Below are 22,533 nucleotides of genomic sequence, written 5' to 3' on the forward strand. Positions count from 1 at the left end.
CGAAGCGCAATGCGGGGCGGCCGCTCCCGGATTTCGCTGCGCTACATCCGGGCTACAAGCCGCGCTTCCTCACTTACAACATGCTCGGCAGGACGCGATCCGGCGGCCGGTGGCCGTCCATGAAGGTCTTGATGTTGATGATGACCTTCTCGCCCATGTCGACACGGCCTTCGACCGTGGCCGATCCCATGTGCGGCAACAGCACGACTTTGCCGGCCTTGGCCAGCTTCACCAGCTTCGGGTTGACCGCCGGCTCGTGCTCGAACACGTCGAGGCCTGCGCCGGCGATCTCGTCGGCTTCAAGCATCCGCGCCAGCGCGTTTTCGTCGATGACTTCGCCGCGCGCGGTGTTGACGATGTAGGATTCGGGCCGCAGCATCTTCAGGCGTCGCGCCGAGAGCAGATGAAACGTTGCCGGTGTGTGCGGGCAGTTCACCGAGACGATGTCCATGCGGGCCAGCATCTGGTCGAGGCTTTCCCAATAGGTCGCGTCGAGTTCTTCCTCGATCTTCGGCGCCACCTTGCGGCGGTTGTGATAATGGACCTGCAGGCCGAAGGCGCGGGCGCGGCGCGCCACCGCCTGGCCGATGCGGCCCATGCCGATGATACCGAGACGCTTGCCCCAGATGCGGTGGCCGAGCATCCAGGTCGGCGACCAGCCGTTCCAGTCCTTGTCCGACGTGAGCACCTGCGCGCCTTCGGCGAGGCGCCGCGGCACGGCGAGGATGAGCGCCATGGTCATGTCGGCCGTATCTTCGGTCAGCACGCCCGGCGTGTTGGTCACGGTGATGCCACGCTGAACCGCGGTCGCGACGTCGATATTGTCGACGCCGTTGCCGAAGTTCGCGATCAGCCGCAATTGCTCGCCGGCCTTGGACAGCAGTGCCGCATCGATCTTGTCGGTGACGGTCGGGACCAGCACGTCGGCGGTCTTCACGGCCTCGCCGAGTTCCCCTGCCGTCATCGGCTTGTCGTCGGCGTTAAGGCGGACGTCGAACAGCTCCCGCATCCTGAGCTCGATGGCTTCGGGCAGCTTGCGGGTGACGACGACGACGGGCTTCTTCTGTTTCACCATTGGCTTCGGAACTTCGATGGATTGGGTCGAAAAGCTCGGCGTTCAGGGCTCATTAACCGCACTGTCACAGACTGCCGCTCCGTGACCGCGAGGCTTCAAATTCCTTCCGTTTCCTATCAGATGGCCGAGACAACACAAAGTGTCCGAAGGCGCGTGGCCTTGAAGGTTGGCCGCGGCCTGGCGGGCGCCCTTCTGGCAGCCCTGTGCCTCGTTGGCGGTAATGCGGGGGCGGCGACCGACCTGCCGGCCGGCCCGGTCAGCGGCCTGCCGGTGCCGCGCTTCGTCAGCCTAAAGTCTGACAGGACCAATGTCCGCGCCGGCCCCAACAAGGACCAGGACGTGCGGTGGGTCTATACCCGTGCCGGTATGCCGGTCGAGGTCACGGCCGAATTCGAGAACTGGCGGCGTATCCGCGACTGGGAAGGCTCCGAAGGCTGGGTCTACCACTCGCTGCTGTCCGGCCGCCGCAGCGGCGTCATCGTGCCGTCGAAGAACGAGGAACTGGTGCCGCTTTATCAGGAGCCGGATGCCAAGTCGGGCGTCATGGCCCGCCTGCAGCCCGGCGTGCTGGCCCAGATCAAGTCCTGCGACGGCAACTGGTGCCAGATCGTCGGCAAGAGCTTCTCCGGCTACATCGTGCAGGAGCGCCTCTGGGGCGCCTATCCGCACGAGAAGATCGATTAGACCTCGACGTCGAAATGCTTGCGGAACGCCTGGCGGCCTTTCGTTGTCACGCTGACGGCGCGCGAGCCGTCGACGCGCCTGATCCAGCCGGACGTCAGGCAATGGGCGCACAGCGCCGCGCCCAGCGCGCCGCCGATATGCGGCCGTCTTTCGCTCCAGTCGAGACACGGCCGGCACAAGATGCGACTGCTCTTCAAGGGCTTGCTGCTGGACGGGCTACGCGTCTCGAGGGTGATGCCGAGTCGTTCGAACAAGGTCGCGCCGTCGGCCGTGACGATTCCGGCATCGGCGGTCAGTTCGATCTGACGGTTGGCGATCATCGAATCGGCAAGGGCGACGCCGAGATGTCCGGCGAGATGGTCGTAACAAGTGCGCGCGGCGCGCAGCGCCTGGTCGCGCGGCCCGGTGACCACGGGCTTGCGTCGCGCCGCGCCGGCCGCGACCTGCATGATGCTTTCCAGCATGCGCGCCACCGCCGGCGAAGCCAGCCGGTGATAGCGATGGCGGCCCTGCTTCTCGACGGCGATCAATCCGCCGGCGGCGAGTTTGGTCAGATGACCTGACGCGGTTTGCGGCGTGACATGCGCGACCTGCGCCAGTTCGCCGGCGGTCAGCGCGCGGCCGTCCATCAGCGCATGCAGCATGCCGGCGCGCGCCGGATCGCCCGCCAGACTGGCTATTTCCGTGAACGCGCCCTGGCTCGCCATTGGCTGTCTCCGTCGCGATGCGATGGCCGATACTCTAGCCGCTTTGCGCGCGCGATACTTCGGCCGCGGCCGTAACTTCGGGTTACGCGCGGCGCGCATGGTCGGCGCCATGACACGGCCATCGATCCTGACACGCCTGAAACTCTGGAACCGGCGCACCCGCACGCGCGGGCACTTGCGCGATTTACCGGACCATCTGTTGCGCGACATCGGCATTGACGATGCGGCGCGCGCTCGCGAATGCGCCCGGTGGTTCTGGCAGGGCGTTCCGACGGGAACGAGGCGCCAAAAGAAAACGGGCGCTGCTTGCGCGCGCCCGTCTGCAATCTCGCGATGAACGATCGCGCTTAGACCTTGCGCCGCAGCCGCACGACGACGTCGACGCGGGCGATCTCGTAGCCCGCCGGCGCGTCCGGCGTTTTGCCGACGATGACGTCGCTCGCCGGGATGTCGAGGAGCTCGTCCTCGCCTTCGACGAAGAAGTGATGATGCGCGGAAGCGTTGGTGTCGAAATAAGCCTTGGTGCCGTCCACCGGCACCTGACGCAGCAGGCCGACTTCGGTGAACTGGTGCAGCGTGTTGTAGACGGTGGCGAGCGACACCGGCACCTTGGCGCGGGTCGCTTCCTCGTACAGCGCTTCGGCAGTCAGGTGGCGGTCACCCTTGCCGAACAGGATCCAGCCGAGCGCCATGCGCTGGCGGGTCGGGCGCAGGCCGACGTCACGCAGCATCGATTTGACGTCGTGCCATGGGCAGCCCGTGAGCGAGGCGCGGTCGTGCGGCTCGGCGGTATCTGCCTTTGTGATGGGCAACATCATGGTCCGGGTTTCGGTCATCGTCTGCCAAGCTCTTCCACTGATTACGCTTCTGACAATCATTCGCAGGCGAGGGGGATGCTTGGCCGGAATATAATGATCCGAAGGCCTGGCGCCACGCTGCGGGAAACAGGAATACTCTCGTCTGGCGAGCGGTAAAACCCGTTGCACTTGCAACATACCGGAGGGGGTGGCGGGGCGCAACTCCGGAAGATACCGGAGAACGCCATTTTGCCGCGCCCATTAAGGGTTTAGGCGATAGTTTCGTCCTTAAGGCCGCCTTTGCCCCCTCAGGTCCGGTGTGTTACCCATTCGCCATTGAATTTGCGGTCCTCATCGCTGCGCCTCGACGGGAGGCCTCTGACGGCCGCCAGAGCGGGATTTTTGGACGATGACCGAGCGCCGTAGCAGTTTTGCCTATGAGGATTTGCTGGCCTGTGGCCGCGGCGAACTGTTTGGTCCCGGCAACGCCCAGCTGCCTCTGCCGCCAATGCTGATGTTCGACCGCATCACCGAAATCTCGGAAACCGGTGGCGAATTCGGCAAGGGCCTGGTGCGGGCGGAACTCGACGTGAAGCCGGACCTCTGGTTTTTCCTCTGTCATTTCAAAGGCGATCCCGTGATGCCGGGCTGCCTTGGCCTCGATGCGCTGTGGCAGATGGTCGGCTTCTTCCTCGGCTGGCTCGGCTCCCCGGGTCGCGGTCGCGCGCTGGGCACCGGCGAAATCAAGTTCAGCGACCAGGTTCTGCCAACCGTGAAAAAAGTCGTCTACGGCGTCGATTTCAAGCGCGTGATGCGCTCCAAGCTGGTGCTGGGCATTGCTGATGGCTGGTTGGCGGCCGACGGCAAGGTGATCTACAAGGCGAGCGATCTGAAGGTCGGACTGTTCCAGCAGGACGGTGCCTTGCAGCCGAGCGGCGCCTGAGCCGGTCCATTGCTGGGACTGCGGCGGCCGGGCACATCCGCTCTTGCGGTTTTGCCTCCAGCGGCCAATCTGTGTGCCAATCGCCGATATTTCGTGAAGGGAAATGACGATGCGACGTGTAGTCGTCACTGGGATGGGGATCGTCTCGTCCATTGGCAACAATACGCAGGAAGTTCTCGCCAGCCTGCGTGAAGCCAAATCCGGCATCACATTCGCCACCGAATTCGCCGAGCATGGTTTCAAGTGCCAGGTCTACGGCAAACCGACGCTCGATCCGTCGGGCATGGTCGATCGTCGCGCCATGCGCTTCCTGAGCCAGGCGTCGGCCTGGAACCACGTCGCCATGGATCAGGCGATCCGCGATAGCGGCGTCGAAGAAAAAGACATCGTCAATCCACGCACCGGCATCATCATGGGCGCGGGCGGACCGTCGACCGAAACGATCGTCGAGGCCGCCGACATCACGCGCAAGAACGGCTCGCCCAAGCGCATCGGCCCCTTCGCGGTGCCGAAGGCGATGTCGTCGAGCCCGTCGGCGACGCTCGCCACCTGGTTCAAGATCAAGGGCGTGAACTATTCGATCTCGTCGGCTTGCGCGACCTCCACGCATTGCATCGGCAATGCCGCCGAGATGATCCAGTGGGGCAAGCAGGACATGATGTTTGCCGGCGGCTCGGAGGATCTGAGCTGGACCATGTCGAACCTGTTCGACGCCATGGGCGCGATGTCCTCGAAGTACAACGAGACGCCGCAGACCGCCTCGCGCGCCTACGATGTGAGCCGCGACGGTTTCGTCATCGCCGGCGGCGCCGGCGTTCTGGTGCTCGAGGAGCTGGAGCACGCCCGCGCGCGAGGTGCGAAAATTTACGCCGAGCTCGCCGGTTATGGCGCGACCTCGGACGGCTACGACATGGTGGCGCCGTCGGGCGAAGGCGCGCAGCGCTGCATGCGGCTCGCGCTCGAGACCTGCAAGGTGCCGATCGACTACATCAACCCGCACGCCACCGCGACGCCGGTCGGCGACGCCAAGGAGATCGAAGGCATCCGCGCCGTGTTCGGCGACAAGTGTCCGCCGATCTCGGCGACCAAGTCGCTGTCGGGCCACTCGCTCGGCGCCGCCGGTGTGCAGGAGGCGATCTACACGTTGCTGATGATGCAGAACGGCTTCATGTGCGAGAGCGCCAATATCAAGGATCTTGATCCCGATTTCGCCGACATGCCGATCCTGCGCGAGCGCAAGGACAATGTCCAAATCGGCGCTGCGATGTCGAACTCGTTCGGCTTCGGCGGCACCAACGGCACCTTGGTGTTCAAGCACGTGGATGCGTAACAAACACTCCTTGTCATTCCGGGACGGCGCGAAGCGCCGGACCCGGAATCCAGAGGCAATCGCCTGTGTCTGGATTCCGGGTTCGCTCGCTTTGCTCGCACCCCGGAGTGACGTCAACGGTTAGAGGCTGAAGACGATGCCGGGTTTGATGGAAGGTAAGCGCGGGTTGATCATGGGGGTGGCGAACGACCACTCGATCGCCTGGGGTATTGCAAAAACGCTGCATCAGCACGGTGCGCAGATCGCCTACACCTATCAGGGCGACGCGCTCCTGAAGCGCATCAAGCCGCTCGCCGAGCAAACCAACTCCGACATTATCCTGCCCTGCGACGTCGAGGACATCGCCTCGGTCGACAAGGTGTGGGCGACGCTCAAGGAGAAGTGGGGCACCATCGACTTCTTTGTCCATGCCGTCGGCTTCTCGGACAAGAACGAACTGAAGGGCCGCTTCGCCGACAACACGCGCGAGAATTTCGTGCGCACCATGGTGATCTCGTGTTTCTCCTTCGCCGAGAGCGCCAAGCGTGCGGCGGAGTTGATGCCCAATGGCGGCTCGATGGTGACGCTGACCTATAACGGCGGCGATCGCGCCATGCCGAATTACAATGTCATGGGTCTCGCCAAGGCGGCGCTCGAGTCCTCGGTACGCTATCTCGCCGTTGACTTCGGTCATCAGAAAATCCGCGTCAACGCCATCTCGGCGGGTCCGATCCGCACGCTCGCCGGTGCCGGCATTGGCGATGCGCGTTACATGTTCGCCTTCCAGCAGAAATATTCGCCGCTCGGCCGCGGCGTGACGCTGGAAGATCTCGGCGGTTCGGGTCTGTATCTGTGCTCGGATTTGTCGACCGGTGTGACCGGCGAAATCCATTTCGTCGACAGCGGCTACAATGTCATCGCCATGCCGCAGCCGGCAGCGCTGCGCGAAGCCGGCGGTTCGGTCGAGAACGGCGGCTGACGCTCAGGCGGGCTTTCGCGTCCGCCGTCCCAGCGCCATCAGCACGATTTGCGTCGCGCCCATCGGCGCGAGGCTGCACGTCATGACTACGGTCCACATGGCCATTGTCGGCGGGGTGAGGCCGAGAATGCCGGCGGGCACGGGCGTATAGACCGGCACCAGCAGCAATCCGATGCACAGCGCCAGCGCGCCCCAGATCCACGGGTTGCGCAGGATGTCGTTCGACAAGAGCCGCGACGATGGATGGCGCATATCAAAGACATGCCAGAGCTGGGCGAAGGCGAGCGTCATGAAAGTCACGGTCACGACCGCCTCGTTGTCGAGGCCGAGCCAGAACCGGGCTGTGGCGAGCGCGGCGAATGTTGCGGCGGCGAGCCCGACGCTTTGCAGGCCGAGCGCCATCCAGTGCGCGCGCGATAACAGGGGCTGCTTCGGGTCGCGCGGCGGCCGCTTGAGAATGTCGCGGTCGCCTTCGCCGAGCGCCAGCGCAAATGCGGGAAACACGTCTGTGATCAGGTTCAGGTAAAGAATCTGCAGCGGCAGGATCGGCAGTGGCAAAGCGAACAGGACCGCAAGGCCGACCACCAGCACCTCGCTCAGATTGCACGACATCAGGTAAGCGACGAAACGGCGGATATTGCCGAAGATGATGCGGCCTTCACGGATGGCGCGGACGATACTCGGAAACGCGTCGTCGAGCAGGATCATGGCGGCGGCCTCGCGCGCCACATCGGTGCCGCGCAGGCCCATGGCGACGCCGATATCGGCCTGCCGCAAGGCCGGCGCGTCGTTGACGCCATCGCCGGTCATGGCGACGACCTCGCCGCGTTTCTGGAATGCGCGCACCAGACTCAGCTTTTCGCCCGGGCTGACCCGCGCGAAAATGCCGGCTTCGTAGAGCGCCGGGTCGCCGCTCTCGATCAGCCGCGCCACATGCCGGCCTTCGATCACATGTTGTGCGGCATCGCCCAAACCCACCGCGCGGCCGATGCTGCGGGCCGTCACGGCGTGGTCGCCGGTCACCATGACGACGCGGATGCCGGCCCGCCGGCAGTCTTCGATCGCGTCCGGCACATTGGCGCGCGCCGGGTCTTCCAATGCGATCAGCCCGGCAAAAGTGAGCGCCTGATAAGGCGCTTCATCGGCGCCGGTCGCCATCTTCATGGCGCAAGCGATGACGCGCAGGCCGTGGTGACCGAGATGATCGATGTGCTCGGTCCAGCCGCGGCGCGCGGCATCGGTGAGCGGCACGATGCGGCCTTCGTCATAGGCCGTGTCGCATGAGTTGAGCACGGCTTCCGGCGCGCCCTTGATGGCGAACAGATAGCCGTCGCCACTCTTGTGAACGGTGGCCATCTTCTTGGTCGCGGTGTCGAAGGCCTCTTTGCGAAGTTGCGGGGTCCGGTGCGTCAGGCGTTCACGGGAGAGGCCGCCCCGCAGGCCGGCGCGCAGCAGCGCCAATTCCATGGGATCGCCGCTGCCTTTGTCATTCTCGCCCTCAAGCACCGCGTCGTTGCACAGCACGGCGAGCCGCAGCAGCAGTGTCGCTTCCTCGTCGTCGGCGAGTTCTTTCTTCGGTTCATTGAGATCGATCTCGCCGTCCGGCACCCAGAGCCGGCGCACCGTCATGCGGTTTTCGGTCAGCGTGCCGGTCTTGTCGGTGAGAATGACGGTGGTTGCGCCCAATGTTTCGACCGCGGCGAGACGCTCGATCAGCGCATTATGTTGCGCCATACGCCACATGCCGCGCGCCAGTGCCAGGGTTGCGATAATCGGCAGGCCTTCGGGAATGGCGGCGACCGCCAGCGCAATCGACATCTCGATGATGAGGAACGGCTCCTTGCCGTTCCATAGCCCGATGCCGATCAGAACGGCGGCCAGCGCCAGCGTGCCCCAGACCAGTTGCAACGTCAGTCGCGCCAGCTTGCGCTCCAGCGGCGAGGCGCCGGGTTCGGATTCCTCGACCAGCCGCGACACTCGGCCGAGTTCGGTGGCGAGCCCGGTCGCCGTCACCACCGCGACGCCGCTGCCGCGCGTCACGGCGGTGCCCTTGAACAGCATCGAATGCCGCTCCGGCACACGCGCGTCGGCGGCAACGGCCTTGATCGATTTCTCGACGGCCACCGACTCGCCGGTCACGGTCGATTCATCCGCGGCCAGGCTGGAGGTGTCGACCAGCCGCATGTCGGCGGCCACGGCGTCGCCGGCCTCGATCAGCACGATGTCGCCGGGCACCAGATCCTCGGCGGCGATGGTGCGGACATGACCATCGCGCCGGACGCGCGCCGCATGGCTGCCCAGTTTGCGCAGCGCTTCGATCGAGCGCGCGGCTTTCAGTTCGGTGACGAAGCCGATCAGCGCATTGACGGCGAGCACGGCGAAAATGGCCAGGCCCTCCTCGATTTCCTGGAACCAGAAAGCGAGAAGCGCCGCGCCGCCGAGCAGATAGACCACGGGGCTGGTGAACTGGTGCAGCAGCAACAGGAGTGCGCTGGCCTCGCGCGTCGCCTCGATGGTGTTGGCGCCGGCCATGGCACGCCGCCGCGTTACCTCGTCTTCGCCTAGGCCGTGCTCGACGACCGCGCCCAGGCCGGCGAGCACGTCGCGGGCCGTCCGCGCGTGCGGGTTGTCGATGGCAAGCGGTCGCAGCGATGCGGCCATGAGGCTCGTCCTTTCCGCAGCAACCGGCAGGCGGGAAGAAGCATAGTGGCGAGCCAGCCGTACTCCTCCCTTGATGTCCGTCAACCGGATACCGCGCGGATTGTCGCAGCAATTCGTATCGCAAGTCGCTCTTGACATCATTCCTATATAGGACTATATACACCATCGTCCTGTTCCGGCCGGGGGCGCTGTCATGAGGCGTCGTTGCAGTGGGAAGAGGACGCGGTGCCCGCGGGCCTGGGACAACGCATCCCAGGCGCTCGGGCGGCGCCGGGGTTCCGCCCGGGGGCACTAGGACCCCCCGCGAGGAGCTCGCTGACGGTGTGTGCTACCCGCCCACAAAGGCGGATCAGCCGCCGAAAGCGCGGCCCGATGCGCCGTAACGACACCGCGATGGAGCGCCGCGGGGCGCAGCGTCCTTGCGATCAAGGGCGCGACGCACCGCAAGGTGCGAAATCAAATGGGCGCCTCGCGGCGCTCCATCCCCTCGGCATGTCCGAGGGAGAGAAAGAGGAAGGCGGCCCACCCCGGGCCTCAAACAACAGGGGCGATAAATCACGCGTCATTCCGGGCGCGCGTCCCGCACACGCGACCTCACTCAAGGCCGCAAGATGACCTTGCCCATCACCTTGCGCTCGGCGATTGCCTTGAGCGCCACGGCAGCCTCGCTCAGCGGGTAGACCGCATGCACATGCGACGACAATCGGCCTTCTGCGGCCCATGTGAGCAACTGCGCGGTGTTGGCGCGATGGCCGTCGGGATCGCGCTCGGTCCACGCGCCCCAGAACACGCCGAGCACATTGGCGCTTTTCAACAGGTACAGATTGAGCGGCACTTTGGGAATCTCGCCGGAGGCAAAGCCGATGACGAGAAAACGGCCCTCCCACGCGATCGCGCGCAACGCCGCTTCGGCATAAGCGCCGCCGACGGGATCGTAAATCACGTCAACGCCTTTGCCACCCGTTATGCGGCGCAGTCCTTCTTTCAGATCTTCCGCCGCGTAGTCGATGCCTTCGTCAGCGCCGTGCTGGCGCGCGAAGGCGAGCTTGTCGGGCGACGAGGCGCAGGCAATCACCCGCGCGCCCATCAGCTTGCCGATCTCGATCGCGGCAAGGCCAACGCCGCCCGAAGCGCCGAGCACGGCCAGCGTTTCGCCGGGCTCGATATGCGCGCGGTTCTTCAAGGCATAGAGCGTCGTGCCATAGGTGACGCACAGGCCGGCGGCGCGGTCGAAATCGAGCTCATCGGGGATCGGCGTCAGCAGTTTGGCGGGTACGGCGATTTTTTCGCGCGCCGCACCGTAGCCGGTGAACCCCAGGACGCGGTCGCCCGGCTTGAAGTCGGTGACGTCTGCGCCAACGCTTTCGACCGTGCCGGCGAACTCCGCCGATGGCGAGAACGGGAAGGCCGGCTTCGTCTGGTACTTGCCCTGGATGATCAGCGTATCGAAGAAATTCAGCGCCGCCGCTTCGATGCGGACCACGGCTTCGCCGGGCTGCGGTGCCGGATCGGGCAGGTCGGCGAGCTGAAGTTCGTCGGGAGTTCCATAGTGGGTGCAGAGCAGAGCTTTCATGGATATCCGCATGGCCAGGAGAGATCGGGCCTATGTAGCACAGGCCGCGCCGATGCCACGCCGGCAGGTAACCGAGGAGGCATGGCCCCATTAACCTTTGGCCGGTAAGGTGGCCAAAGAAGGCGATTTGGTGCCTTCACTATGCCGATATTGGCCCGTAGGCGGTCGGTATCTCCCCAAACCCAAAGGCGGCGTGCCTCGCGTCGTTCATTCAAACGGTAGGGCCCGAAGAGAATGAAACACCCCAGCCCCGCGATTGTTCTGACCACCGCTACCGCGGTGCTTGTGGCAATCTCCCTCAACCCCGCATTCGCTCAGAAGAAGGACCCGACGGAACAGGCCGTGCTGCTTGGCCAGTTCGGTGACTGGGGCGCCTATACGGCGACCCCCGGCGGCAAGAAGGTTTGCTTCGTCCTGTCGAAGCCCTCCTCGGCCACCACCGAACCTGCCGGCCGCAACCGCGACGCCTCCTATGCCTTCGTTTCGACCCGCCCGGCCGAGAATGTGAAGAACGAAGTGTCGCTCATCGTCGGCTATCCGCAGAAGCCCAATCACGATGCCAGCGCCACGGTCGATGCCAAATCCTATGTGCTGTACACGCAGAACGACGGCGCCTGGGTCAAGAATGCCGGCGAAGAAGCGCAAATGGTCGATGCCATGCGCAAGGGTTCGAGCCTGGTGGTGAAGAGCGAATCCGGGCGCGGCACCAAGACCACCGACACCTATTCGCTGCGCGGCGTCGCCGAAGCGCTCGACAAGGTCGCGGCGGAGTGTAAATAAGCGCCGCGCTCCCTATATAGGCGGCTGATCCCTGACCCTCTTCCCCAAGAAGAGGGTCAAGTTTTTGCCGGTTCCATATGTTAGATTGATGCCATGACACTCGCCGCCGAACAGCAGAAGGCCCCCGCCGGCTTCGTCGAAAAGGCGCCGCTCGAGGCCTACGTCGCGCCGGAAAAGCCGTCGCTGGTCGGCCTGTCGCGCGCGCAGCTCGCCGACGTATTCGGCGAGCTCGGCGTGCCTCCGGCGCAGCGCAAGATGCGCGCTCAGCAGTTCTGGCACTGGACCTATTTCCGCGGCGTCACCTCCTTCGACGACATGACCTCGATGTCGAAGGAGCTGCGGGCGCAACTCGCGGAGCGCTACACGGTCGATCGCCCCGAGGTGATCGCCGAGCAGGTCTCGGTCGATGGCACGCGCAAATGGCTGTTGCGGCTGCCGGGCGACAAGGATTCCAAGTTGCCGCACGATGTCGAGTGCGTCTACATACCCGACACCGAGCGCGGCACGCTCTGCGTTTCGAGCCAGGTCGGCTGCACGCTGACCTGCGCCTTCTGCCACACCGGCACCCAGCGGCTGGTGCGCAATCTCACCGCTGGCGAAATCGCCGGCCAGGTGCTCGCCGCCCGCGATCGTCTCGGCGATTGGCCGGGCGGCACCCGCCCCACCGATGGCGTCATTCCTTCGGGCGAGCGCTGCGTCACAAACATCGTCATGATGGGCATGGGCGAGCCGCTCTATAATTTCGATGCCGTGCGCGACGCGCTGCTCATCATGTCGGACGGCGACGGCATCGGCATTTCCAAGCGCCGCATTACGCTATCGACCTCCGGCGTGGTGCCGAACATCGTCAAGACCGGCGCCGAGATTGGTTGCATGCTTGCGATCTCGCTGCATGCCGTGCGCGACGATTTGCGCAACGAACTCGTGCCGCTCAATCGCAAGTATCCGATCGCCGAATTGATGGAAGCGTGCCGCAATTATCCCGGCGCCTCGAACGCCAAGCGCATCACGTTCGAATACGTGATGCTCAAGGGCGTCAACGATTCGATCGCTGACGCCAAGGCGCTGATCAAGCTGCTCAAGGGCATTCCGGCCAAGATCAATCTCATCCCGTTCAATCCCTGGCCCGGCACGAAATACGAGTGCTCGGATTGGGAGCAGATCGAGAAGTTCTCGCAGGTCGTGTTCGACGCCGGTTACGCGTCGCCGGTGCGTACGCCGCGCGGCCGCGACATTCTCGCCGCCTGCGGCCAGCTCAAGAGTGCGACCGAAAAGCTCTCCGCCCGCGAACGCATGGCCCTGCGCGCCATGGCCATGACGGATGAGTGATTCCTTCCCCGGGCGGGTGCATTACTTCGTGCCGCGCCCGGGACAAGTAAGAGTGTCCATGTCCCTCATCGGCCGCATCTTCATCATCTTCTTCGCCGTGCTTCTCGCCAGCATGGCTGCGGGTATTGCGATCGCCTTCGGCATTCTCGGCACGCAGTGGCATAGCGTGTCTGGCGATCCGGTCGAGCGCGTGTTCTTCTGGGGTACGGCCTTCATTGGTGCGACCGGCACCGGCGCGGTGAGCTTCCTACCAATGCTGATCCTGATCGCACTCGCCGAGACATTCAACATCCGCTCGCTCGCACTCAACATGCTCGGCGGCGCGGCGATGCTGCTGCTCGGATATTACGGCGCCGGCTTTGCGCCGCCGTCCTACGAGGAATCGATCGACCGTCCGCCGCCGGTCGTGTCGCACGATCTGGAAATCGCCGCCGCGGCCGGCGCGGTGTTCGGCTTGGTTTACTGGCTGCTGGCCGGACGCAATGCGGGCCGCTGGCGCGAGCGCCTCTAACGCGCGCGCGCCCAATCGAGCGCGTCGTCCAGGCGGTCATTGCCCCAGAACAGTTCGCCGTCCGCGGTGACGAAACTGGGCGCGCCGAAAATGCCGTGGGCGATGGCTTCGTCCGTTTGCTGCCGCAGTCGAAGTTTATTGTCATCCGCCTGCGCGCGGCCCATGACGTCGTCTGCATCACGGCCGAGCGCGCGGATGACTGAGGCGACGGTCTCTTGATCGCCGATGTTCTTTTTGTCGCCGAACTGCGCGCGATAGATTGCGTTGGTGAACGTCTCGCCCCAGCCTTCGTCGAAAGCGATGAGCGCAACGCGCGCCGGCAGGATGGTGTTCTGCGGAAATTGTGGCGGCTCGGCGAAGGGCAGGTCGAGCGCCCCGCAGATGCGCTCGAGGTCGCGCCACATGTAGCGGCCTTTGACCGGATAAAGGTTGAAGGGTGAGGTGGTCCAGCCGTTCTGCTTGAACACCGGGCCGAGCAGGAAAGGTCGCCAGCGCAGGGCCACGCCGCGCGCTTGCGCCAGGCGGCCGATCCGCGCTGCGGCGGGATAGGAATAGGTCGAGGCGAATTCGAACCAGAAATCGACCAATGGCTGCTGCGTCATGATGGCTCATTGTAGCCCGGCCGCTGGCGACTTTCCATTTCCGATGGCCTCGGCTAGACGGGCCGCGGACTTTCTGGTTTGCGCATGGTCCGGTCCGAAAACCGGTCCCCGCTTTTTCGGGATCATGCGCGAGAGGACTTCATGGGCCGCACCGGACTATATATCGCGCTTGGGATCGGTGTCGTGACGGGGCTGGTGTTTGGCCTGTTCCCCGAGCTCGATATCGCCATCTCCCGCGTGTTCTACGAGCATGTGATCGGTGGCAATCATTTCGGCTGGCGCATCTATCCGCCGCTGATGACGGCGCGCGATGCCGGGCTTTGGGTTGGCACCGTCATTATTTTCGGCGTGCTGGCCGCGCTGGCATTCAAGCTGGTGTTTCCGCAACGCCGCTCGCTCATATCCGGCCGCTCCGTTTTGTTCCTGTGCGCGACCATGGCGCTCGGCCCTGGCCTTCTCGTCAATGTCATCCTCAAGGACAACTGGCATCGCTCGCGGCCGATCGACGTTCCGCAGCTTGGCGGCACCGAGATTTTCACGCCGTGGTGGGACCCGCGCGGCGGCTGCGACAGCAATTGCGCCTTCGTGTCGGGCGATGTGTCCGGCGCGGTGTGGACCATTGCGCCGGCTGTGCTGGTGCCGCCGCCTTATCGCATCATTGCGGTCGGCGCGGCGCTGGCGCTCGGCACCGGCATGGCGGTTGTGCGCGTCATGGCCGGCGGTCACTTCACCAGCGATGTGCTCTTCGCCGCGGTCTTCACGTTTCTGGTCATCTGGCTTGTCTATGCGTTGATCTTTCGCTGGCCGTCGACGCGGCTCAGCGAAGACGAGTCCGAACGACGCCTTGAACGCTTCTCTGCGCGCTGCCGGCGCATGACCGGTTGGCTCAGTCATCGGGTCGCCACGGAGATCGCGGGACCACCGGGTGAGGCCGGCGACGATCCCAAGATCAAGCGCCGATCCGGCTGGTGGTAGGTTGCGCCGCGCGCACTGGTATTGCGTCCCGATTGGACTACAGTGCCAGTAGCGGCAAGACGGGCCGCTGATCGTCGGAGGCGCTGATGGCTGACGAGCAGGAGACCCTGCATCGCGTTCTGCAAATGAAGATCAGGGCGCTCGGCGATCCAGCGCAGGTGCTGTCGCTGGTGAAGAGCACCGCCCCGTTCTACCGGGCGCTCGGCGGCACCCAGGTCCGCTTCCTGCAGAATGTCGATGACCCGGCGCAGTTCGTGATCGAGGTCGAGTACGAAGCCAACGCCGCAATCGAACTTAACCGGCAGAAGATTTCGAGCGACCCGATGCTGCGCAGCTTCCTGCAGGGCTGGAGAACGTTGCTGGCCGGCTCGGCCGAAATGGACGTCTTTCAGGACGTCACCGACTAAAAAAATATGTTGTATATCAAAGCGTTATAGAGGCTTTGCGGGACCTGTCGCGCAGCCCTGTGGCGCACGCTGATCGCTTGCGCCGTGCCACAAGCGCCCTATAGTCCGCGCCAATCTTTCTCCCAGAACAGCAGGCAACGCGTATGGCGACGGACGGCAAGAAGCGGGACATCAAGAAGGTCGTTCTGGCCTATTCCGGCGGTCTCGACACCTCGATCATCCTCAAGTGGCTGCAGACCACCTACGGCGCCGAGGTCGTGACCTTCACCGCCGATCTCGGCCAAGGCGAGGAGCTTGGTCCCGCCCGCGAGAAGGCGCTACGCGCCGGTATCAAGCCCGAGAACATCTTCATCGACGATCTGCGCGAGGAATTCGTCCGCGACTTCGTCTATCCGATGTTCCGCGCCAACACCGTCTATGAAGGGCAATATCTGCTCGGCACGTCGATCGCACGGCCGCTGATCGCCAAGCGCCAGATCGAGATCGCGCACCAGGTCGGCGCCGACGCCGTCTGCCATGGTGCGACCGGCAAGGGCAACGACCAGGTCCGTTTCGAACTCGGCTATTACGCGCTCGATCCCTCGATCAAGATCATCGCGCCGTGGCGGGAATGGACCTTCAAGGGCCGCGACGAACTCCTGAATTTCGCCCGCGACAACCAGATCACCATCACCAAGGACAAGGAAGGCGAGGCGCCGTTCTCGGTCGATGCCAACCTTCTGCACTCGTCGTCCGAAGGCAAGGTGCTGGAAGATCCGGCCAAGGAAGCGCCGCCGATCGTCTATCAGCGCACCATTTCGCCGATGGAAGCCCCCGACAAGCCAACCGAAATCTCGATCGGCTTCAAGCGCGGCGATGCCGTGAGCCTTAACGGCAAGGCGATGTCGCCGGCCACCTTGCTCGCCGAGCTCAACAAATACGGCCATGACAATGGCATCGGCCGGCTCGATCTGGTCGAGAACCGTTTCGTCGGCATGAAGTCGCGCGGCGTTTATGAGACGCCCGGCGGCACCATTCTGTTGCAGGCGCATCGCGCCATTGAATCGATCACGCTCGATCGCGGTGCCGCGCATCTCAAGGATGAGTTGATGCCGCGTTATGCCGAACTGATCTACAACGGCTTCTGGTTCTCGCCGGAGCGCGAGATGCTGCAGGCCCTGATCGACAAGTCGCAGGAGATGGTCGAAGGCACCGTGCGGCTCAAGCTCTACAAGGGCAATGTCATCGTGACCGGGCGCGAGAGCCCGGCCTCGCTGTATTCCTCGACGCTCGTCACTTTCGAGGACGACAAGGGCGCCTACGACCAGAAGGACGCTGAAGGCTTCATCAAGCTCAATGCGCTGCGGCTGCGTACGCTCGGCCAGCGCAAGCGCACGCTCAAGGACTGACGATGAAAGGCGCGGTTTCTAAACTCGCATCGATCGGGCTGATTGCGGCGGCGCTCGCTGCCTGTTCGGGCGATGGTAAGAAGAATGCCGAGCCCGATCCGAACATCTTTCCCAAGGACTACAAGACCGAGGTCCTCTACACGCTGCAGCGCGACCTCGACGATCCCACCAATATTCGCGATGCTTTCATCACCGAGCCGTTCCTCACGCAAGGCAGCCGCGAACAACGCTACGCCGTTTGCGTACGCAGCAACTCGCGTAATATGAATCGCGAATATACCGGTATCAAGGACCGCATCGGCTATTTCTACGGCGGTCACCTCAACCAGTTGATCGAGGCGACGCCGGAGCAATGCGGCAAGGCGGCCTACAAGCCGTGGCCGGAATTGCAGACCATCTGCTTAAGCGACAAGGCCTGCAAGTAAGCGCCTTCAGTGCCGCGCGGCGGCTTCGACGGCCGGCGCCGGATCGGCGTCGGCGGACTTGAGTTCGGGCTCGAGCGGCCGGCCGCGGCGCTTCTTGTCCTCGATCTCGGCCGTGGTCTTCTGAATTTGCACGAAACGCACGGCCATGATCGGGTGCGTCCTGCCGCTGAGGATGCTTTGCGGTTGGACGAAGGCCATGCGCCGCCAGATTTCCTCGGTGCCTTTGGTGTCGTAGCCGGCGCGCGCCGCATAGTAGGCGCCAACATAATCGGCCTCGCGCTCGAAGCCGACGCTGTAGGCCATTGCTCCCAGCCCGCCAAATTGTTTGCGAAAGGCGCCACCTGTCGAGACGCCGCCGGCGAGAATGCCGACGTCGATCGCCGCGCCGGCCGCCGCGCCGACAATTGTGTTCCAGCGCTGCTTATCGAGATGGCCGAGTGTGGAGTGCGCCAATTCATGACCGATGACCAGGGCCAGTTCGGCGTCGGATTGGGTCAGTGCCAGAATGCCGGAGGTGATGAGGATCTTGAGATCGGATGCCGATGCATTGACCGTTTCATCAATGTGGTACTCGACCGGAATCGAGCAGCCCATGACGGGCGTCACCGTGACGGTGCGATCGACGCCGTCGCGGCGGACATCGAGTCGAACCGGGTCGGTGCCGTTCTCGGCGATCTTGCGCCACATCCAGTTGGCGGTTCCCCATAGCGGAATGAGGTCGCCGTTCAGCGCGGTGAGTTCATCGCCGGCAACAAGTCCGGCCTGCGCCGCAGGCGAACCCTCGACCACGGAAATCGCGGTCGGCCGGCTCCAGCCGATGCTCAGCGCTTCGCTGGCGTAGGACTGATACCGGCGCGGCAGGCTGCGCGGTGTCGCGGCGGTCAGCCCGATCTGCGCGGCGATACGATCCTTGCAGGCGGCGACATTGGCGGTGCGGATGCGGAAAGCGACCGCGTCCATACGATGCCGCTCGCTGTAATACCTGCGCAGTTGTGCGATCTGCTGCGCGCGCTGCTCGGCCGCAACGACGTCCTTGGCCATGTCCGGCAATTGCGCGACCGGTGCGGCGCAGGACGTCAGAAAACCAGACGCCCACACCGTCATCACCGCCACGCTGACCGGACGAGCCTGACGCAAAACGCTACCCCTGACTTTGTGGCCAAGGGTAGCGTCGCCCATTTTCTTGAATCAAGTATAAGTTGTAATAAGGTTGTATTTGGTTGTGGCGCTACGCCGAAGTCATTGAAACCTTGCGATTATCGCCAAGGTCCGGACGGGTGCCTGTGGCTGCCGCCACCATCATTTTGACCATGCTGACAATAGTGCCCGGTCCATCCCAGTATTCTGCTTCGGTCGGAGTAACTTTGAGAACGCGGATGTCGGGGTTATCTGCCGAATCCCACCAAGCCTTCGCGGTCGGCTCCCACAATTCCTTAATCAGCGCACGGTCGTTCGAAACTGTCGCCGTGCCCGACACCGATGCGTATTTCTGACTTCCGGTATCGGCGAAGGCGAGCGCGAGCTTAGGATAGCGTTCGATCTCGTCGTCCTTGTGATGTCGCACATCGGTCAGGAAGTAGACCATATTTTCAGCCCGACGCGATCTCGCATCCATCGGCCGGCTATGCAGGTTATTGCCGTCCCAGGTTGTGAGCATGCAGATGGAGATTTTCTCCATCATATCCCACACGCGTTCCAATTCGTTTTCCGCCATGAATAGTTCTCCTTTGCAGGATCAACGGGGAAGCGCCGCGTCCGTTCCGAGAACAACAAAAAGGGCGCCGTCTCGGCGCCCTTTTGTAGATGTGGCTGCAACCAGGGTCAGACCTGCCGATCGACCAGCGCCTTCTTGAGCTGCGCGATCTGCTTGGCCGGATTCAGGCCTTTCGGGCAGGCTTTCGAGCAGTTCAGGATGGTGTGGCAGCGATAAAGGCGGAACGGGTCCTCGAGATTGTCGAGACGTTCGCCGGTCGCCTCGTCGCGCGAATCCTGCACCCAGCGGTTGGCCTGCAGCAGCGCGGCAGGACCGAGATAGCGATCCGAATTCCACCAGTAGCTCGGGCACGAGGTCGAGCAGCAGGCGCACAGAATGCACTCATACATGCCGTCGAGCTTGTTGCGCTCTTCGTGGCTCTGCTTCCATTCCTTCTCCGGCGCCGGCGTTACGGTGTGCAGCCAGGGCTCGATCGAAGCGTACTGGGCGTAGAAGTTCTTGAGGTCCGGCACCAGGTCCTTGACCACCGGCTGATGCGGCAGCGGATAAATCTTGATCGGCGCCTTGGCGTCGTCCATCGCCTTGGTGCAGGCCAAGGTGTTGGTACCGTCAATGTTCATCGCGCAGGAACCGCAGACGCCTTCGCGGCACGAGCGGCGAAAGGTCAGCGTCGGGTCGATGTTGTTCTTGATCCAGATGAGGGCGTCGAGAACCATCGGGCCGCAATTATCGCGATCAACGTAATAGGTGTCGACGTGCGGATTGGCGCCGTCATCCGGGTTCCAGCGATAGATCTTGAACTCGGTCAGGTGCGTGGCGTGCGCGGTGCGCGGCCAGGACTTGCCTTCTTCGACCTTGGAGTTCTTCGGCAGTGTGATTTCGACCATGTCAGTAAACTCGCGCCTTTGGTTCGATGTACGCGATTTCGTTCGTCAGCGTGTAAGTGTGCACCGGGCGGTAGTCGATAGAGACACTGCCCTTCGCGTCGATCCACGCGAGCGTGTGCTTCATCCAGTTCTGGTCGTCGCGATCCGGGAAATCCTCGCGCGCATGGGCGCCGCGGCTTTCGGTGCGGTTCTTGGCCGAGTCCATGGTGACGCAGGCCTGCGAGATCAGGTTGTCGAGTTCTAGCGTCTCGACGAGGTCCGAGTTCCAGACCAGCGAGCGGTCCGTTACGCCGATGTCGGTCATGCCGCCATAGACTTGGTGGATCAGGTTATGACCTTCTTCGAGCACTTCGCCGGTGCGGAACACGGCGCAGTTGGTCTGCATGACCTTCTGCATCTTGAGGCGAAGCTCCGCAGTCGGCGTGCCGCCCGAGGCGTATCGGAAGTGATCGAGGCGGGCGAGCGCCTTGTCGGCCGAATCCTTCGGCAGGTCCGGCTGCTTCTCGCCCGGCGTCAGCGTTTCGGCGCAGCGCTGTGCGGCGGCGCGGCCGAACACGACGAGGTCGATCAGCGAGTTGGAACCGAGGCGGTTGGCGCCATGCACCGACACGCAGGCGGCTTCGCCGATCGCCATCAGGCCGGGAATAACGAAGTCGTTGTTGCCGTCCTTCTTGGTCAGCGCCTCGCCGTGATAGTTCGTGGCAATGCCGCCCATGTTGTAGTGAACGGTCGGCAGAACCGGGATCGGCTCACGGGTTACATCGACACCGGCGAAGATGCGCGCAGTCTCGGAGATGCCGGGCAGGCGCTCGGCGAGCACGGCCGGATCGAGATGGTCGAGGTGAAGGTAGATGTGGTCCTTCTCCTTGCCGACGCCGCGGCCTTCGCGGATTTCGATGGTCATGGCGCGCGAGACGACGTCGCGCGAAGCCAGATCCTTCGCCGACGGCGCATAGCGCTCCATGAAGCGCTCGCCTTCGGAGTTGACGAGATAACCGCCTTCGCCGCGCGAACCTTCGGTGATGAGGCAGCCCGCTGGATAGATGCCGGTCGGATGGAACTGCACGAACTCCATGTCCTGCAGCGGCAAGCCGGCGCGCAGCACCATGGCATTGCCGTCACCGGTGCAGATATGCGCAGAGGTGCAGGAGAAGTAGGCGCGGCCATAGCCGCCTGTCGCCAGAATGGTCTGGTTGGCGATGAATCGGTGCAGCGTGCCGTCGTCCATGTTCAGGGCAATGACGCCGCGGCAGCGGCCTTCGTCGTCCATGATCAGGTCGAGGGCGAAATACTCGATGTAGAACTCGGCCGCGTGCTTGAGCGACTGGCCGTACATCGTGTGCAGCATGGCATGGCCGGTGCGGTCGGCGGCGGCGCAGGTGCGTTGCGCGGTGCCCTTGCCGAAATGCGTGGTCATGCCGCCAAACGGGCGCTGATAGATCTTGCCATCTTCCTCGCGGCGCGAGAACGGCATGCCCCAGTGCTCGAGTTCGTAGACCGCGGCGGGCGCGTTCTTGCACATGTATTCGATGGTGTCCTGGTCGCCGAGCCAGTCGGCGCCCTTCACCGTGTCGTACATGTGCCAGCGCCAGTCGTCTTCGCTCATGTTGCCGAGCGAGGCGGCGATACCGCCCTGCGCCGCGACGGTGTGTGAGCGCGTCGGGAACACCTTGGAGATACAGGCGGTGCGCAGGCCGGCTTCCGAGCAGCCGACGACGGCGCGCAGACCGGCGCCGCCGGCGCCGACGACGACCACGTCGTAGCGATGATCTTCGATCGGATAGGCGCGGCCATTGATGGCGGGACCGCCGTTCATCTTACCGTTGCTGTCGGCCATCATCAGACTCCGAAGGACAATTTGAGGATGGCGAACGCCGAGGCGAGGCCGATGGCCACGCAGAAGAAGGTATTCAGCATCAAACTCAAGAATTTGTATTTATCGTCGTGGACGTAATCGAGGATGATCTCCTGCATCCCGATCCACATGTGATAGACGCCGGTCAGGATGAACAGCAGCATCACAATGGCGACGACCGGCGAGCCAAGGATCTGCACTGCGGCGGCGTGACTGCGGCCGAGCAGCGAAATCACAATGACGATCAGCGCGATCGACAGGAAGATGCCGGCAAAGCCGGTCAGGCGTTGATGCCAGAAATCGGCAGTGCCGGAGCGGGCGGGGCCGAGGCCGCGCACGCGGCGGGCCGGCGTGCGCATGTCGTGGGGAGCGTTCATCGCGGGCCTCCAACGGCGAGATAGCCGATGACCCAGACCACCAGCGTCAGAACGATCGAGCCGACGAGGGTCGCGACGGTGAGCCATTCGCGCTCGGCCGGCTCGAAGCCGTGCAGCGTGTCCCAGATCAGGTGGCGAATGCCGCCCAGCATGTGGTGCAGCAGCGCCCATGTGTAGCCGAACAGGATGACCCGGCCGATGAACGAGCCGATGAAGGCTTCAAACGTGGCGTAGGCGTTCGGGCCGGCGGCGGCGGAAATCAGCCACCAGGCCAGCAGCAGCGTGCCGAAATACAGCGCGCCGCCGGTGATGCGATGGACGATGGACATCGTCATAGTCAGCATCGGCCGGTAGATCTGCAGGTGTGGGGAAAGCGGTCGGGAACGTCGCGGCGCCGTTGCAGCGCCAGCCTTGAGATCGGCCATTGTCTTGTCTCCTCGCCCCGCCGTAGCCCTGTCGGCGGTCGCGGACGGTTGGTTACCCAAACTACAGATTTACCGCAACGCACTCGGGCGCGCGGTCCCCGCAGATTGGAGCTGGACCAAGTTAAACTTC

Annotated in this window: 24 protein-coding genes; 12 read left to right on the top strand and 12 right to left on the bottom strand. The window is 63.9% G+C overall.

Translation table 11 applies throughout. The features are described from left to right. Positions 1 to 73: 73 nt before the first annotated feature. Positions 74 to 1,075, bottom strand: a complete 1,002-nt coding sequence (locus tag DXH78_RS05965; RefSeq protein WP_115516193.1) for a 2-hydroxyacid dehydrogenase — start codon at positions 1,073 to 1,075, stop codon at positions 74 to 76. A gap of 159 nt (positions 1,076 to 1,234) precedes the next feature. Here DXH78_RS05965 and DXH78_RS05970 point away from each other — a divergent pair, with 159 nt between their 5' ends. Further along, positions 1,235 to 1,759 (top strand): SH3 domain-containing protein, encoded by a 525-nt coding sequence (locus DXH78_RS05970; protein ID WP_245416747.1) that lies wholly within the window; start codon positions 1,235 to 1,237, stop codon positions 1,757 to 1,759. On the opposite strand, the gene DXH78_RS05975 is transcribed toward DXH78_RS05970, so the two are convergent. After that, positions 1,756 to 2,466 carry an ArsR/SmtB family transcription factor gene (locus DXH78_RS05975; protein WP_115516195.1) on the bottom strand — a complete coding sequence of 237 codons (711 nt, stop codon included), beginning with the start codon at positions 2,464 to 2,466 and terminating at the stop codon, positions 1,756 to 1,758. The genes DXH78_RS05970 and DXH78_RS05975 overlap by 4 nt on opposite strands. Positions 2,467 to 2,575: 109 nt before the next feature. On the opposite strand from DXH78_RS05975, the gene DXH78_RS05980 reads away from it, so the two are divergent. Further along, a complete protein-coding gene (locus DXH78_RS05980) occupies positions 2,576 to 2,803 on the top strand; it encodes a DUF1127 domain-containing protein (RefSeq protein WP_245416852.1) in 228 nt (75 codons plus the stop codon). Between the two features lie 10 nt (positions 2,804 to 2,813). Here DXH78_RS05980 and irrA read toward each other — a convergent pair whose 3' ends face one another. Further along, positions 2,814 to 3,284 carry an iron response transcriptional regulator IrrA gene (irrA, locus tag DXH78_RS05985; RefSeq protein WP_115517746.1) on the bottom strand — a complete coding sequence of 157 codons (471 nt, stop codon included), beginning with the start codon at positions 3,282 to 3,284 and terminating at the stop codon, positions 2,814 to 2,816. Positions 3,285 to 3,672: 388 nt separating this feature from the next. Here irrA and fabA point away from each other — a divergent pair, with 388 nt between their 5' ends. The 3 genes from fabA to fabI all read left to right on the top strand — a co-directional run bounded on the left by fabA (position 3,673) and on the right by fabI (position 6,494). Then, entirely contained in the window at positions 3,673 to 4,206 is a 534-nt protein-coding gene (gene fabA, locus DXH78_RS05990; protein WP_115516196.1) for a 3-hydroxyacyl-[acyl-carrier-protein] dehydratase FabA, read from the top strand. A gap of 109 nt (positions 4,207 to 4,315) precedes the next feature. Then, complete coding sequence (fabB, locus tag DXH78_RS05995) at positions 4,316 to 5,536, top strand: beta-ketoacyl-ACP synthase I (RefSeq protein WP_115517747.1); 1,221 nt, start codon at positions 4,316 to 4,318, stop codon at positions 5,534 to 5,536. Positions 5,537 to 5,672: 136 nt separating this feature from the next. Continuing rightward, a complete protein-coding gene (gene fabI, locus DXH78_RS06000; RefSeq protein WP_115516197.1) occupies positions 5,673 to 6,494 on the top strand; it encodes an enoyl-ACP reductase FabI in 822 nt (273 codons plus the stop codon). Positions 6,495 to 6,497: 3 nt separating this feature from the next. Here the strand turns inward: fabI and DXH78_RS06005 are convergent, their stop codons facing one another. Together DXH78_RS06005 and DXH78_RS06010 are read right to left on the bottom strand one after the other, a co-directional pair. Next, positions 6,498 to 9,155 (bottom strand): cation-translocating P-type ATPase, encoded by a 2,658-nt coding sequence (locus DXH78_RS06005; RefSeq protein WP_115516198.1) that lies wholly within the window; start codon positions 9,153 to 9,155, stop codon positions 6,498 to 6,500. Between the two features lie 598 nt (positions 9,156 to 9,753). Further along, a complete protein-coding gene (locus DXH78_RS06010; RefSeq protein WP_115516199.1) occupies positions 9,754 to 10,728 on the bottom strand; it encodes an NADPH:quinone oxidoreductase family protein in 975 nt (324 codons plus the stop codon). Positions 10,729 to 10,962: 234 nt separating this feature from the next. Between DXH78_RS06010 and DXH78_RS06015 the strand changes: the two genes are divergently transcribed. The 3 genes from DXH78_RS06015 (at position 10,963) to DXH78_RS06025 (ending at position 13,348) form a co-directional block, all read left to right on the top strand. Next, positions 10,963 to 11,508, top strand: a complete 546-nt coding sequence (locus tag DXH78_RS06015) for an invasion associated locus B family protein (protein ID WP_115516200.1) — start codon at positions 10,963 to 10,965, stop codon at positions 11,506 to 11,508. 93 nt (positions 11,509 to 11,601) lie between these two features. Continuing rightward, complete coding sequence (rlmN, locus tag DXH78_RS06020; protein WP_115516201.1) at positions 11,602 to 12,837, top strand: dual-specificity RNA methyltransferase RlmN; 1,236 nt, start codon at positions 11,602 to 11,604, stop codon at positions 12,835 to 12,837. Positions 12,838 to 12,889: 52 nt separating this feature from the next. After that, entirely contained in the window at positions 12,890 to 13,348 is a 459-nt protein-coding gene (locus DXH78_RS06025) for a hypothetical protein (protein ID WP_147292578.1), read from the top strand. On the opposite strand, the gene DXH78_RS06030 is transcribed toward DXH78_RS06025, so the two are convergent. After that, positions 13,345 to 13,950, bottom strand: a complete 606-nt coding sequence (locus DXH78_RS06030) for a 2-hydroxychromene-2-carboxylate isomerase (protein WP_115516203.1) — start codon at positions 13,948 to 13,950, stop codon at positions 13,345 to 13,347. The genes DXH78_RS06025 and DXH78_RS06030 overlap by 4 nt on opposite strands. A 141-nt stretch (positions 13,951 to 14,091) precedes the next feature. Between DXH78_RS06030 and DXH78_RS06035 the strand changes: the two genes are divergently transcribed. From DXH78_RS06035 to DXH78_RS06050, 4 genes are all read left to right on the top strand, one after another. Next, on the top strand, positions 14,092 to 14,925 hold the full coding sequence (locus DXH78_RS06035; protein WP_168192715.1) for a phosphatase PAP2 family protein: 834 nt from the start codon (positions 14,092 to 14,094) through the stop codon (positions 14,923 to 14,925). Between the two features lie 86 nt (positions 14,926 to 15,011). Beyond that, on the top strand, positions 15,012 to 15,332 hold the full coding sequence (locus tag DXH78_RS06040) for a hypothetical protein (protein WP_115516205.1): 321 nt from the start codon (positions 15,012 to 15,014) through the stop codon (positions 15,330 to 15,332). A gap of 143 nt (positions 15,333 to 15,475) precedes the next feature. Further along, positions 15,476 to 16,720, top strand: coding sequence for an argininosuccinate synthase (locus tag DXH78_RS06045; RefSeq protein ID WP_115516206.1), 1,245 nt, complete (start codon positions 15,476 to 15,478; stop codon positions 16,718 to 16,720). Positions 16,721 to 16,722: 2 nt separating this feature from the next. Further along, on the top strand, positions 16,723 to 17,145 hold the full coding sequence (locus tag DXH78_RS06050; protein ID WP_115516207.1) for a hypothetical protein: 423 nt from the start codon (positions 16,723 to 16,725) through the stop codon (positions 17,143 to 17,145). Between the two features lie 6 nt (positions 17,146 to 17,151). On the opposite strand, the gene DXH78_RS06055 is transcribed toward DXH78_RS06050, so the two are convergent. The 6 genes from DXH78_RS06055 to sdhC form a co-directional block, all read right to left on the bottom strand. Beyond that, positions 17,152 to 18,282 (bottom strand): M48 family metallopeptidase, encoded by a 1,131-nt coding sequence (locus DXH78_RS06055; protein ID WP_168192716.1) that lies wholly within the window; start codon positions 18,280 to 18,282, stop codon positions 17,152 to 17,154. A gap of 91 nt (positions 18,283 to 18,373) precedes the next feature. Further along, positions 18,374 to 18,859: a pyridoxamine 5'-phosphate oxidase family protein gene (locus tag DXH78_RS06060; RefSeq protein ID WP_115516209.1), complete on the bottom strand. Its 486-nt coding sequence runs from the start codon at positions 18,857 to 18,859 to the stop codon at positions 18,374 to 18,376. Positions 18,860 to 18,966: 107 nt separating this feature from the next. Further along, positions 18,967 to 19,746: a succinate dehydrogenase iron-sulfur subunit gene (locus DXH78_RS06065; RefSeq protein WP_115516210.1), complete on the bottom strand. Its 780-nt coding sequence runs from the start codon at positions 19,744 to 19,746 to the stop codon at positions 18,967 to 18,969. A gap of 1 nt (position 19,747) precedes the next feature. Then, complete coding sequence (sdhA, locus tag DXH78_RS06070; RefSeq protein WP_115516211.1) at positions 19,748 to 21,586, bottom strand: succinate dehydrogenase flavoprotein subunit; 1,839 nt, start codon at positions 21,584 to 21,586, stop codon at positions 19,748 to 19,750. After that, a complete protein-coding gene (gene sdhD, locus DXH78_RS06075; protein WP_115516212.1) occupies positions 21,586 to 21,978 on the bottom strand; it encodes a succinate dehydrogenase, hydrophobic membrane anchor protein in 393 nt (130 codons plus the stop codon). Before sdhD ends, sdhA begins: the two co-directional genes overlap by 1 nt. After that, on the bottom strand, positions 21,975 to 22,403 hold the full coding sequence (gene sdhC / locus DXH78_RS06080) for a succinate dehydrogenase, cytochrome b556 subunit (protein ID WP_115516213.1): 429 nt from the start codon (positions 22,401 to 22,403) through the stop codon (positions 21,975 to 21,977). The genes sdhD and sdhC overlap by 4 nt, the downstream gene beginning before the upstream one ends. Between the last annotated feature and the right edge of the window lie 130 nt (positions 22,404 to 22,533).

The organism is Undibacter mobilis (assembly GCF_003367195.1).
GTDB classification, from domain to species: domain Bacteria; phylum Pseudomonadota; class Alphaproteobacteria; order Rhizobiales; family Xanthobacteraceae; genus Pseudolabrys; species Pseudolabrys mobilis.